The following is an 11,821-nucleotide window of genomic DNA, read 5'->3' as shown; positions in this document are numbered from 1 at the left end:
ACGTCACGACGTCGTCTTGGACGCACGCGCCGCCAGCAGCGCGTCGGCCCAGACTTGCCAGGGGGCGTCGGCCGCCACGTGGTCCAGTGCGCCGGCGCGGCGCAACGCGGCCATCCCGTCGTCCTTGCGGGCGGTGGCGTCGGCCATCACCGGCTCGAAGCCCGCTTCGACCACCGTGCGCGCCACTTCGCGCATTTCCTCGGCGCGGCGCTGGCCGTGCTGGGCCACACGGCTGTAAAAGTACGCCGCCTGCGCCGCCCAGTCGATGCCGGGGAAGGTCTCGTGCAGGGTGGCAATCATCGCGTCTTCCACACCGTAGTGGCGCGCCGCGGTGAAGCTTTCGATGACCAGCGCCTCGAGCCCTTTGATGATGACGCTGCGGCACATTTTGGTGGCGCTGGCCACGCCGTAGCGGTCGCTGGCCACCTGCACCTGCATGCCCCAGCCCTGCAGCACGGGGGCCAACGCTGCGGCGTGCGGACCGCCCAGCAGCATCGGCACCCGTACCCCATAGGGCGGCACCGAGGTCATCACGCCCGCTTCGACGTAGCGTCCACCGGTGGCCTCGATGGCGGCGGCGGCCTGTTGCTTGGTGCCGGGCGACGCCGAATTGAGGTCCAGCACCCACGTGCCCGGCCGCAGCTGCGCGGCCAGCAGCTCGGCCGCCGCCAGCGTGTTGGCCGCGGTGACGGCGCTGATGATCAGCTGCGCTTGGGCGCACAGCGCGGCCACGTCGGCGCAGACCGTCGCGCCGGCGGCCACCGCCCGGGCGCGCATCGCGTCGGCCTCGGGGTGGCCGGGGGTGAGCTTGACATCCCAACCACCGACCCATGCCACGCCGAGCTGCGCCAGCGCCCGGGCGAAGATGGTGCCGACCTCGCCCAAACCGATCAACCCGACCCGCGACGGCGGCTGCGGGAGGGTGGTGTCTTGCGGTGCCAGCATATCACCTCCGGTCGTGTCCGACGCAGGTCGTCAGGATGTGATCCGCAACGCGAACAAGGTGATTGCTGGGAACGCCGCCAAGATCGCCGTGCGCACCAGGTCACTCAGCACAAACGGCGTCACCCCCCGGTAGGTGTGGGCAATCGGCACGTCGCGCGCCAGGCTGTTGATGACGAACAGGTTCATGCCGACCGGCGGCGTGATCAGGCCCACCTCGACGACGATCAGCACGAGGATGCCAAACCAGATGGCTTTTTCGTCGGGCGGCAAGCCGAAATCCAGCCCCATGATCATCGGGAAAAAGATCGGGATGGTCAGCAGGATCATCGACAGCGAGTCCATCACGCAGCCCAGCAACAGGTACAGCACCAAGATGATGGCCAGCACCACCCAGGGGCTCAAGCCCATGCCAATGACCCACTGCGCCAGCTCCTGCGGCAGTTGTGACAACGCCAAAAACGTGTTGTACAGGCCAGCGCCCAGCACGATCATGAAGATCATGCCGGTGGCCACCGCGGTGCCGTAGATCGACTCGCGCAGCGTCTTGAGGTTCAGCCCCCCCGACAGCCATGCCACCAAGCCGGTGCCAAACGCCCCCACGGCGGCACCTTCGGTCGGGGTGAACACGCCGCTGTAAATGCCGCCGACCACCGCCAGGAAGATCACGATCACTGGCCAGGTGCTGGCCAGCGCGCGCCAGCGTTCGGCCATCGGGGCCGGCTCCATGTGGCCGGCGCTGTCGGGCTTGAGGCGCACGTAGACGGAAATCACGATGATGTAGCCGACCGCCGCCAGAATGCCGGGAATGAAGGCCGCCAGAAACAGCTTGGCGATGTTCTGCTCGGTCAGGATGGCGTAGATGACCAGCACCACCGACGGCGGGATCAGGATGCCCAGCGTCCCCCCCGCGGCCAGGCAGGCCGTCGACAGCGCCCCACTGTAGCCGGCGCGGCGCAGCTCGGGCAATGCGACCTGCCCCATCGTGGCCGCGGTGGCCAGCGACGAGCCGCAGATCGCGCCAAAGCCCGCGCAGGCGCCCACCGCGGCCATGGCGACGCCGCCGCGCCAGTGGCCGACCCAGGCCTCCGCGGCCTTGAACAGCGAGCGCGACAGCCCACCCAGCGCGGCAAACTGCCCCATCAGCAAAAACAGCGGCACCACCGACAGGTTGTAGTTGGCAAACGTCGTGTAGCCCACATGCTTGAGCTGGTTGAGAAGCGGCGCCGGCGTGCCGTAGATGAAATACGCCCCTACGACCCCGCACAAGGCCATCGCCAGGCCGATCGGCACCCGAATGAAGATCAAGCCCAGCAAGATGGGAAACGACCACGCGGCCAGTTCGATGCTGGACATGTCAGTGCCCCCCCGCGTGTTGCACCGGCCAGCCCTGCGGGTACTGCGCCAAGCCCAGGTTGATGAGGGTTTTCGTCAGGTACGCCAGGCAACCAATCAGCGCGCCCACCAGCGAAGCCGCGTACCCCCACCACACCGGCATTTGCAGGATGAACGAGGTTTCCAGGTACTCGCGTTTTTCCAGCATGCCGTCCCACAGTTTCCAGGTCAGCACGACCCACAGCGCCAGCATCAGCAGGTCGCAGGCCATCGACACCGCCTTGCGCGCCGCAGCCGGCATGCGGTCGTACAACAAATCCACGGTGGCGTGGCCGCCGCGCAAATAGGTCCAGGGCAAGAATAAAAACACCGCCACACCGGTGCCGATTTCGACCAGTTCAAAATCACCCGGCACCGGCCCCAGGCCCAGGCCAATCAGCGCGCGGCCGGTGATGCTGGCCACGCTCATCAGGGTCAGTGCCACCAGCACCAACCCACCCACGAGGGCCGACCACTTGGCCAGCCGGAAGACCCATACCGTCATGTCGATTGCCGTTTGCGTTGTGCGATGAACGAAACTGTCCCAACGACCCCCGCCGCCCCCCCAAAGACACGGGCGCGCAGAGCCAAGGGATTGGCACGCTGCGCGCCCGCGCAGGTGGGGCCAGCCAGTTTACTTGGTGTCGTGCTGTTTGATCATGGCGCGTGCCTCACGCAGCAGGGCCGCGCCGTCGATCCCCTTGCCTTTGACTTCCTTGACCCAATCGTCTTCGACGCTGCTGGCGGTGCGCAGCCAACGCTGGGTTTCGGCGACGTCGAGCTGGGTGATCTTGTTGCCGGCCTTCAGCGCGATGTCGCGGCCGATTTTGTCCGCTTCGTCCATGGCCTTGCCAAACGCTGCCGACAGCGCCGCGCCGCTGTTGGCGTCGATGACCTTTTTGAGGTCCGGCGGCAGCGACTCGTACTTGGCCTTGTTCATCGAAAACGCAAAGGCCATCGTGTACAGCGCCCGGTCACCGCCAAAAGTGGTGTGGTTTTTGACGATCTCGTGCACGCGCAGCGAGGGGCCGACCTCCCACGGAATCGTGGTGCCATCGAGCACGCCCTTGGACAGTGCCTCGGTCACCTGCGGCACTGGCATACCCACCGGCGTGGCGCCCAGCTTGACCAGCATGTTGTTGACGATGCGCGTGCCGCCGCGAATCTTCATGCCGCGCAGGCTCTCCAGCCCAGTGACCGGTTGCTTGGTGTGGAGCAGACCGGGCCCGTGGGTGTGCACGGCCAGTAGCTTGACGTCTTTGAACTCTTCCGCCGCGAACTTGTTGGCAAAGTCCCACGCGGCTTTCGACATCACCTCGGCCGAGCGGTCGTGCGACGGTGCGATGAACGGGATTTCAAAGACCTCCATGCGTGGGAAACGGCCCGGCGTGTAGCCCAGCACCGTCCACGACACGTCGACGACGCCGTCCTTCGCCTGGTCGAACAATTGCGCCGGCGTACCACCCAGCTGCATCGCCGGAAACACCTGCACCTTGATGCGACCGCCGGAGTCGGCCTCGACTTTCTTGGCCCAGGGCTCGATGGCCGTCTTCGGAATCGAGCCTTGGGCCGGCAGGAAGTGGTGCACGCGCAGCGTCACCTGCTGCGCCCATGCGGCGCCGGCCAGCACGGCGCCGCCCAAAGCCACGGACATGGCACGCAGGGTCCAAGGTGTTTTCATCGGGAGTCTCCTTCGGGTTGGGGCAAACCAAATGCACACTGATGATTATCTGTACTAACGGATTACGCCGCCAGGGGAACGGCATCGGGGTTTTCCCGCATGCCGCACGACCCCCGGCAGCACCGCTCGCCACAGCACACTGTAGAGCGGTGCGCGCACATCGGGCGCCCGAGCGCGGTCAAGCTGCTATTGCAAAACGGCATGGCTGGCCATCAGCCCGCCAACGCAGGCAACACCGTGCCGATGCAGGTGCCAAAGCCGATGCGCGCCGCCCCCGGCGCCTGACACCAGCCGCGCAGGATGACCTCGTCGCCGTCTTCCAGAAACGTGCGCCGCTCGCCGCTGGGCAGCTCCAGCGGCTGCTTGCCGCCTTGCGTCAACTCGATCAGCGCCGCGGCCTGGTGCGGTTCGGGTCCGGACAGCGTGCCGGTGCCGAGCAAATCGCCCGGTTGCAGGTTGCACCCCCCCACGGTGTGGTGGGCCACCATTTGCGCCACCGTCCAGTAGGTGTAGCGCAGGTTGGTCGTGGCCACGGTATGCGCGGCCATGCCGCACGCGGCCATGGCCGCCGTGCGCAGCTCGACGCTGAGGTGGATGTCGACGCCACCGGCGCGCCGGTTGGCGCCACCGTCCAGGTAGGGCAACGGCGGCGGGTCATCCGCGGGCCGCTCGAACGGCACGCGGTACGGTGCCAGCGCCTCCCACGTGACCACCCACGGTGAGATGGTGGTGGCGAAATTTTTGGCCAAAAACGGCCCCAACGGCTGGTACTCCCAGGCCTGGATGTCGCGCGCCGACCAGTCGTTGAGCAACACGACGCCGAACACGTGGTCTTCGGCCCGCTCGATGGGGATGGGCTCGCCCAAGGGGTTGCCCGGCCCAACGAACACACCCATTTCCAGCTCGATGTCCAGCCGCCGGCTGGGCGCGAGCACCGGCGCGGCGGCATCGGGCACCTTGATCTGCCCGCGCGGGCGCCGAAACGCTTGCGGCGACACGCCGATGCTGGAGCAGCGCCCGTGGTAGCCGATGGGCACCCATTTGTAGTTGGGCAGCAGCGGGTTGTCCGGCCGAAACAGCTTGCCGATGTTGGTGGCGTGGTGCACGGAGGTGTAAAAGTCGGTGTAGTCGCCGATGTGCGCCGGCAGGTCGTACTCGGCGTCGGCCTGGGGCAGCAGACACGGCTCGACGGTGGCGCGCAGCGCGCTGCCCTCGCGCAGCGCGTGCGACAGCGCGCGGCGCAACGCGCTCCAGTGCGCCGGCCCCAGGGCCATCAGCGCGTTGAGCTTGGGTTGCGCCGCGGCGGCCAGCGCCTCGGCCGCCAGCCCCTCCCACGGGTGCGCGCGGTGCAGCGCGGCCAGGTCGACGATCTGGTCGCCGATGGCCACGCCGCCACGCCAAGGTTCGCCACGGCCGCGGCGGCGAACAATCGCCAGCGGCAGGTTCTGGATCGGAAAGTCGGTGCCCGGCGCCTGTGCCGAGGCAACCCAGCTGCGCAGTGCTGGGTCGTGGGTTTCGTTGACGGTCATCATGCGGTGGGGGTGTAGCGCACGCGTGGCGCCGCGTCAAGCGCGCTGCGCCAGCGTGTTGGCGCGCGCCAGTTGGATGGCCTGGCTCAGCACCTCGCGATCACCGACGTGGTTGGCCAGGATGAGCACGAGCTTGGCCAGAAACATGTCGGCCTGCTCGTCGTTCATGTCGCGCTGGGCGTCGATCAGCTCCTCGTAAAAGGCGTCGTGATCGACGATGTTGGGCAGTCGCATCAGGGGCATGGTCGGTTTCTCCATCGAGGGCCGCTTGGCGGGCGGCGTCAGGCCAACGCCAGGGCGCGGGACAGCGCGGCGCGCACTGCCTGCGCGTCGAAGCGACGCCAGCGGGCCGCCACGTACTGGTCGGGCCGGATCAGGTAAACAGTGCCGGGCCGGCCGTCGTAACGTTCGGTCAGTACGCCCAGGCGGTCGTGCACGTCACGGCCAACCTCCAGCACTTCGGCCTGCACGTTGCCCACCCGCACCGGCTCGGCGCCGGCGCCAAAGCTCAGCAGCACGAAGCCGCGACCGAGCTGCTCCAGCAGCCACCCTGGGCGCCCCTGCACCTGCAACGGGGCGTCGGCGCAGAACATGCCGGGCACCATGCGGCCCGCGAACGGCTCGCTGTCCGGGGTGTTGAGTGGCGAGCCCAAGTACGGCGTCGGCGTGGACAGACGGCCGCTGTTGACCAGCGGGCGCGCCAACGGCTCGGCGCGCGCCAGCTCCAACACGGCGTTGCGCAGCCGCAGCGACGCGCGGCTCTTGGGCGTGATGAAGTCGGTCGAGCGCGTCGAGTTACGGATGTTGTCGTCGGCCGCCAGCGCGCGCTCCCAGTGGTAGGTGTCCAGCAGCGCTTCGGGCGCGTCGCCGGCCAGCACGGCGGCCAGCTTCCAGCTGAGGTTGTCGCAATCCTGCACGCCGCTGTTGGCGCCACGCGCGCCAAACGGCGACACCTGGTGCGCCGCATCGCCGGCAAACAGCACACGGCCGTGGCGGAAGTTGTCGATGCGCCGGCAGGCGAACTGGTACACCGACACCCACTCCAGCTCGAACGGCACGTCCGGCCCTAGCATGGCCTGGATACGCGGAATGACGCGCTCGGGCTTTTTTTCCTCGTTGGGGTCGGCGTCCCAGCCGAGTTGGAAGTCGATGCGCCAGACGTTGTCGCGCTGCTTGTGCAGCAGCACGCTCTGGTTGCGGTGGAACGGCGGGTCGAACCAGAACCAGCGCTCGGTCGGAAAGTCGGCCTTCATCACCACGTCGGCGATGAGGAACCGGTCCTGAAAAAACTGCCCGGTGAAGTCCGCCCCAATCATGCGGCGCACGTCGCTGTGCGCGCCGTCGCAGGCGATGAGCCATTGGGCCTCCATCTTGAAAATGCCGTCCGGTGTTTCCACCGTCAGCACCACGTGGTCGGGCTGTGGCTCCACCGCCAGCACCTTGTGCTTCCAGCGCAGGTCCACCCGTGGTGATGCTTCGCACGCCTGCACCAGCCGCTCTTCCAGGTAGTACTGCTGCAGGTTGATCATCGCCGGCATCTTGTGGTGGTCTTCCGGCAGCAGGTCGAATTGGTACACCAGCTCGTCGCGGAAAAACACCTTGCCCACCTTCCACTGCACGCCCTGCTCCACCAAGGCTTCGCCCAGCCCCAGGCGGTCCCAGATTTCGAGCGGGCGCTTGGCGTAACACACCGCCCGCGAGCCGACGCTGACCGTGTTGTTGTCGTCCAGCACGACGCACGGCACGCCGCGCGCGGCCAGGTCCAGCGCCTGCGTCATGCCCACCGGGCCGGCGCCGACGACGACCACGGGGTGGCGCGTGCGGCGGCCCTCGGCCTGCTCCGGGCTGGGGCGGTACGCGTACTGCGGGTAGGTGTAGGTGTGCAGCATGATGGGGAGCCTCCGGGCAAAGCCACCCCCACGCCACCCGCGCGGGGAGCGTTGGGCGTGTGGACATCAGCAGGATGAAACGGCCAGCGGCGCGCGCTCAACCGTCCACCGCGTGGAACTCTTTTTCGTGCATCCAGGCGGCGTGGCGCGGTGCGCGCTTGGTCTGCGCCCACTCGTTGAGCATGTCCCACTTGACCGCGTCGAGCCGCTCGTACATGTCGGGCGTGCCGACGTCGGCGGCCAGCTCGATACGGTGGCCGTTGGGGTCGAAGAAGTAAATGCTCTTGAAGATCGTGTGGTCGGTGATGCCCACCACCGGGATGCCGGCCGCCTCCAGCCGCGCCTTGGTCTCTTCCAGCGTGCGCACGCTGTCGACCTTGAAGGCGATGTGCTGCACCCACTCCGGCGTGTTGGGGTCCCTGCCCATCGCGGGGGAGTTGGGCAGCTCGAAAAACGCCAGCACGTTGCCCTGCCCGGCGTCCAGGAAGACGTGCATGTAGGGATCCGGTGCCTTGGTCGAGGGCACTTGGTCTTCGGCGATGGCCAGCACGAACTTCATGTTCAGGTGCTTGACGTACCACTCGACGGTCTCTTTGGCGTCCTTGCAGCGGTAAGCGACGTGGTGGATGCGTTCGATACGCATGGCGTGTCTCCTGCGGCGGGGTGGTTGCGACGGGCTGGGCGTTGGGTCAACCTTCCAGCGTCTCCCACATCTGGCGGTCGCGCTCGGCGGTCCAGATGCGCGGGTCGGGGTACTGCGTGACTTCGTCGTAGCAGCGGGTGACGTCGAACGGCATGCAGTGGTCGAAGATGACCCAGCGGCCGTACTTGGGCTGCAGCCGGGCGTAGGTTTCCTTGTACACGGCGCGCAGGTCTTTGCCGGCACGCACGCCCTCTTCCACCGCGGCGCGCACGTCTTCGATGAACGCCTTGGTGCCCGCCAAGCCGGCCTGCACATGCTCGGGCGTGATCAGCGCAGCACCTCGCCCCGGCACCAGCTTGGCCGGCTGCAGCGCGGCGATGTTGTCCAGCGTCTTGGGCCAGTCGCGGAAGTAGGCGTCACCGGCGTAGGGGGTTGCGTCGAACTCGACCAGATCGCCGCTGAACAGGATGCGCTCCTGCGGCAACCAGATCACCGTGTCGCCTTTGGTGTGGCCGCGGCCCAGCTGCAGCAGTTGCACCTCCAGCTTGCCCAGCCACAGGGTCATCTTGCCGGTGAAGGTGATGGTGGGCCACGTCAGCCCCGGCGGAATGGTTTCGACCGCGCGGAACAGACGCGGGAAGCGGCCAATCTCGCTGGCCTTGTCGGCCTCGCCACGCTCGACGATGAGGTCGTAGGTGTCCTGACTGGCGATGATGTGCTCGGGCTGATAAGCGCTGGCGCCCAGCACCCGCACCGCGTGGTAGTGGCTCAGCACCACGTACTTGATGGGCTTGTCGGTGACTTCGCGGATGCGGCGGATGACGTCCTGCGCCATGGCCGGCGTGGCCTGGGTGTCGATGACCATCACGGCGTTGTCGCCGATAACGACGCCGGTGTTGGGGTCGCCCTCGGCGGTGTAGGCGTAGGCGTGGTCGGACAGCTTGGTGAAGCTGACTTGCTTGTCCTGCAGGTCGGCCTGGCTGGCAAAGGCTTTGGTGCTCATCGGAAACTCCTGGAAGGTCGGCACGGTGATTCAACCATACCGAACGCGTTTGTCATACATTGATCCAGATCTTACGCGAGGTTTTTGTACCATGTCAAACCCATTTGTATAGGTATAAACCCGTAGAGGCCGACCCGCTCACGCGGACCGGCGCGCAGCGACAATGATGCGCATGAACAACCCCACGCTGCACCCCGCCGCGACGAACGGCGGCACCGACGACGACGGCGATGCCCGCAGCCCGCGCGGCATCCAAAGCATCGAAGTGGGCGGCCAGTTGCTCAAAGCCCTGGTGCGCGCCGGCAGCGCGTTGGCCCTGAAAGACCTGGCCCGCGCGGCGGGCATGACCCCGGCCAAGGCCCATCCTTACCTGGTCAGCTTCGGCAAACTGGGCTTGGTGGAACAAGACGCCGTCAGCGGGCGCTACGGGCTGGGGCCGCTGGCGTTGCAGTTGGGGCTGATCGGGCTGCAGCAGGTGGACCCGGTGCGGCTGGCGGTGGCACAGCTGCCCGCGCTGGCCGCGCAGCTGGGCTGCACGGTGTCGGCGGCGGTGTGGGGGCCGATGGGCCCGATCATCGTGCACGTCGAGCACGGGCCCACGCCGGTGCACGTGGCCATGCGGCACGGTACGCCGGCGTCACTGCGGCACACCGGCACCGGCAAGGTGTTTGCGGCCTTCGCGCCGCCGCAGGCGGTGGCTGAGGCGCTGGCGCGCGAAGGTGAAGCCGCCGCCCTGGACGACCCCGCCTTTGCCGCCGAGCTGCAAGACATTCGGCGCGAGCGGCTCAGCCGCGTGCGTGACGAGCTGCTGCCAGGCATCAGCGCGATGGCGGTGCCGGTGTTCGACGGCTTTGGGCGCTTGGCGCTGGCGCTGGCCGCGATCGGCCCCAGCGCCTTGTTGGACCTTGGCGTGGGCAGCCCGCAAGCGCAGGCGCTGCGCGCGTGCGGCGAGCAGCTGTCGCGGCGCCTGGGCTACACAGGCCAAGGCATAGCGTAAACAGCGGCCACGGCCCCGCGCCCGACACTGGCAGGCGCGCGGCCGCGCCTGTGTCGCCGCTTCAGCGCCCCACGAAACGGGGCGCACGCCGCTGCAGCGCCGCCACGCGGCCCTCAGCGAAGTCGGCGCTGGCTTGGGTGAGCCGCTCGCGCTGTCGCCACGTCGCCGCATCGCCGGTGCCGGTGGCCAGCTCCAGCAGCGTGCGCTTCATGCCCTGCACCGCCAGCGGCGCCAGCGCGGCCAGCGCCTGTGCGCGGCGCTGCACCTCGGCCGCCAGCGCCGACGGCGCCACCAGCGCGTCCAAAAAACCACTTGCCAGCAACTCGTCGGCGCCCAGGGTATGGGCCGCCACGAACAGCCGCCGCGCCACCGGCAGGCCCAACACCGCCACCGCGCGGCGCAGCCCGCTGCTGCCGTAGTGCAGCCCCAGTGCCGCCGCCGGCACGCGCGCTTCCATGCCAAGCACGCCAATGCGCAGGTCACACGCCAGCGCCAGGTCCACCGCGCCCCCATAGACGCTGCCGCCCAGCGCCGCCAGCGTCACCGGCCGGGCGGCGGCCAGCGCGTCGGCGGCCTGCACAAACGCATCCGCCGCCGCCCCAGCGCCGCCATCGGCCTGCTCGAAATCCCCCAGGTGAAACCCTGCGCTGAACACCGGCCGCGCACCCGCGCGCACGCGTGCGGCCAACACCAACACGCGCACTTGTGCGTCGTCGTTGGCGCGCTGCACGAGCTCGCGCAGCCGCTGCAAATCGTCCAGATGCAAACGGTTGTGGTGCTGCGGCCGGCACAGGGTGATGGTGGCCACGCCGTCGGCCAGCGCCCACTGCGGAGGGCCGGAGGGGGTATGCATGGCGCGCGAGTATGCCCCAGCCGAACTCAGGGTTTACCCCAGTACAGTCGGCGTCGAGGATGCGCTAAGCTTCCCATATCGTTATTCTTTGTAATCATTACCATGCAACCCCAACCCGACCTCGACGCGATCCAATGCACCCTCGACGGCCCGGTGGCCGTGGTGCGCTTGCGGCGCCCGGCCAAGCGCAACGCGCTGTCGGACGGTCTGATCCTGGCGCTGCGCCACACCTTCGAAACGCTGCCCGAGGCGGCCCGCGCCGCCGTGGTCTGCGGCGAAGGCGAGCACTTTTGCGCCGGGCTGGACCTGAGCGAGCTGCGCGAGCGTGACGCCGCCGAAGGCGTGCTGCATTCGCGCATGTGGCACACCGCGCTGGAGGCGGTGGAAAAAGGCCGCGTGCCGGTGGTGGCGGCGCTGCACGGCGCGGTGGTGGGCGGCGGTCTGGAGCTGGCCAGCGCCTGCCACATCCGTGTGGCGGACGACACGGCCTACTTCGCGCTGCCCGAGGGCTCGCGCGGCATTTTCGTCGGGGGCAGCGGCTCGGTGCGCATCCCCAAGCTGATCGGGGTGGCGCGCATGACAGACATGATGCTGACCGGACGTGTGGTCGGCGCCGACGAAGCCGAGCGCATTGGGCTCGTGCAGTACCGCGTCGGTGCTGGGCAGGCGCTGGACAAGGCGCTGGCGCTGGCGCGGCGCATCGCCGACAACGCGCCGTTGACCAACTTCGCACTGATGCATGCGTTGCCGCGCATCGCCGAGCAGGCCAGCGACCACGGCCTGTTCACCGAAGCGCTGATGGCCGCCGTGGCGCAGGCCGCGCCCGAGGCCAAGGCCCGGCTGCGCGCTTTTCTGGAAGGCAAGGCCGCCAAGGTGCGCCAAGACGCCTGACGGCCCCTACGCAGAGGAG

12 protein-coding genes are annotated in these 11,821 nt (G+C 68.3%); 2 read left to right on the top strand and 10 right to left on the bottom strand.

Features of this window, described 5'->3' with window-relative positions:
- Positions 1-3: 3 nt before the first annotated feature.
- From Taqua_RS08910 to Taqua_RS08870, 9 genes are all read right to left on the bottom strand, one after another.
- Positions 4-945: an NAD(P)-dependent oxidoreductase gene (locus Taqua_RS08910; protein ID WP_144326332.1), complete on the bottom strand. Its 942-nt coding sequence runs from the start codon at positions 943-945 to the stop codon at positions 4-6.
- Positions 946-975: 30 nt separating this feature from the next.
- Complete coding sequence (locus Taqua_RS08905; protein ID WP_144326331.1) at positions 976-2,298, bottom strand: TRAP transporter large permease; 1,323 nt, start codon at positions 2,296-2,298, stop codon at positions 976-978.
- 1 nt (position 2,299) lies between these two features.
- Entirely contained in the window at positions 2,300-2,821 is a 522-nt protein-coding gene (locus tag Taqua_RS08900) for a TRAP transporter small permease (RefSeq protein ID WP_144326330.1), read from the bottom strand.
- A gap of 129 nt (positions 2,822-2,950) precedes the next feature.
- Entirely contained in the window at positions 2,951-3,997 is a 1,047-nt protein-coding gene (locus Taqua_RS08895) for a TRAP transporter substrate-binding protein (protein ID WP_144326329.1), read from the bottom strand.
- Between the two features lie 212 nt (positions 3,998-4,209).
- Positions 4,210-5,526, bottom strand: a complete 1,317-nt coding sequence (gene fahA / locus Taqua_RS08890; RefSeq protein WP_144326345.1) for a fumarylacetoacetase — start codon at positions 5,524-5,526, stop codon at positions 4,210-4,212.
- Between the two features lie 36 nt (positions 5,527-5,562).
- The gene (locus Taqua_RS08885) at positions 5,563-5,769 is read right to left on the bottom strand and encodes a DUF2783 domain-containing protein (protein WP_144326328.1); all 207 of its coding nucleotides are present in this window, start codon (positions 5,767-5,769) and stop codon (positions 5,563-5,565) included.
- A 38-nt stretch (positions 5,770-5,807) separates the two neighbouring features.
- A complete protein-coding gene (locus Taqua_RS08880; RefSeq protein WP_144326327.1) occupies positions 5,808-7,415 on the bottom strand; it encodes an FAD-dependent oxidoreductase in 1,608 nt (535 codons plus the stop codon).
- A gap of 97 nt (positions 7,416-7,512) precedes the next feature.
- On the bottom strand, positions 7,513-8,058 hold the full coding sequence (locus tag Taqua_RS08875; RefSeq protein WP_132963535.1) for a VOC family protein: 546 nt from the start codon (positions 8,056-8,058) through the stop codon (positions 7,513-7,515).
- Between the two features lie 46 nt (positions 8,059-8,104).
- The gene (locus tag Taqua_RS08870; protein ID WP_144326326.1) at positions 8,105-9,061 is read right to left on the bottom strand and encodes an MBL fold metallo-hydrolase; all 957 of its coding nucleotides are present in this window, start codon (positions 9,059-9,061) and stop codon (positions 8,105-8,107) included.
- A 172-nt stretch (positions 9,062-9,233) separates the two neighbouring features.
- Between Taqua_RS08870 and Taqua_RS08865 the strand changes: the two genes are divergently transcribed.
- On the top strand, positions 9,234-10,058 hold the full coding sequence (locus tag Taqua_RS08865) for an IclR family transcriptional regulator (RefSeq protein WP_144326325.1): 825 nt from the start codon (positions 9,234-9,236) through the stop codon (positions 10,056-10,058).
- 61 nt (positions 10,059-10,119) lie between these two features.
- Here Taqua_RS08865 and Taqua_RS08860 read toward each other — a convergent pair whose 3' ends face one another.
- Positions 10,120-10,911 (bottom strand): enoyl-CoA hydratase/isomerase family protein, encoded by a 792-nt coding sequence (locus Taqua_RS08860; protein WP_144326324.1) that lies wholly within the window; start codon positions 10,909-10,911, stop codon positions 10,120-10,122.
- A gap of 102 nt (positions 10,912-11,013) precedes the next feature.
- Between Taqua_RS08860 and Taqua_RS08855 the strand changes: the two genes are divergently transcribed.
- The gene (locus Taqua_RS08855) at positions 11,014-11,802 is read left to right on the top strand and encodes a crotonase/enoyl-CoA hydratase family protein (RefSeq protein WP_144326323.1); all 789 of its coding nucleotides are present in this window, start codon (positions 11,014-11,016) and stop codon (positions 11,800-11,802) included.
- Positions 11,803-11,821 lie beyond the last annotated feature (19 nt).

The sequence above is a fragment of the Tepidimonas aquatica genome (assembly GCF_007556585.1).
Taxonomy (GTDB): domain Bacteria; phylum Pseudomonadota; class Gammaproteobacteria; order Burkholderiales; family Burkholderiaceae_C; genus Tepidimonas; species Tepidimonas aquatica.
The sequence above is the reverse complement of the archived record's forward strand: the minus strand, read 5'-3'. Positions and strand labels throughout refer to the sequence as shown.

What these genes read in the sequence shown, in the direction of transcription:
- Taqua_RS08910 (WP_144326332.1), bottom strand. Translation starts at nt 945, where the DNA reads ATGCTGGCACCGCAAGACACCACCCTCCCGCAGCCGCCGTCGCGGGTC.
- Taqua_RS08905 (WP_144326331.1), bottom strand. Translation starts at nt 2,298, where the DNA reads ATGTCCAGCATCGAACTGGCCGCGTGGTCGTTTCCCATCTTGCTGGGC.
- Taqua_RS08900 (WP_144326330.1), bottom strand. Translation starts at nt 2,821, where the DNA reads ATGACGGTATGGGTCTTCCGGCTGGCCAAGTGGTCGGCCCTCGTGGGT.
- Taqua_RS08895 (WP_144326329.1), bottom strand. Translation starts at nt 3,997, where the DNA reads ATGAAAACACCTTGGACCCTGCGTGCCATGTCCGTGGCTTTGGGCGGC.
- fahA (WP_144326345.1), bottom strand. Translation starts at nt 5,526, where the DNA reads ATGACCGTCAACGAAACCCACGACCCAGCACTGCGCAGCTGGGTTGCC.
- Taqua_RS08885 (WP_144326328.1), bottom strand. Translation starts at nt 5,769, where the DNA reads ATGCCCCTGATGCGACTGCCCAACATCGTCGATCACGACGCCTTTTAC.
- Taqua_RS08880 (WP_144326327.1), bottom strand. Translation starts at nt 7,415, where the DNA reads ATGCTGCACACCTACACCTACCCGCAGTACGCGTACCGCCCCAGCCCG.
- Taqua_RS08875 (WP_132963535.1), bottom strand. Translation starts at nt 8,058, where the DNA reads ATGCGTATCGAACGCATCCACCACGTCGCTTACCGCTGCAAGGACGCC.
- Taqua_RS08870 (WP_144326326.1), bottom strand. Translation starts at nt 9,061, where the DNA reads ATGAGCACCAAAGCCTTTGCCAGCCAGGCCGACCTGCAGGACAAGCAA.
- Taqua_RS08865 (WP_144326325.1), top strand. Translation starts at nt 9,234, where the DNA reads ATGAACAACCCCACGCTGCACCCCGCCGCGACGAACGGCGGCACCGAC.
- Taqua_RS08860 (WP_144326324.1), bottom strand. Translation starts at nt 10,911, where the DNA reads ATGCATACCCCCTCCGGCCCTCCGCAGTGGGCGCTGGCCGACGGCGTG.
- Taqua_RS08855 (WP_144326323.1), top strand. Translation starts at nt 11,014, where the DNA reads ATGCAACCCCAACCCGACCTCGACGCGATCCAATGCACCCTCGACGGC.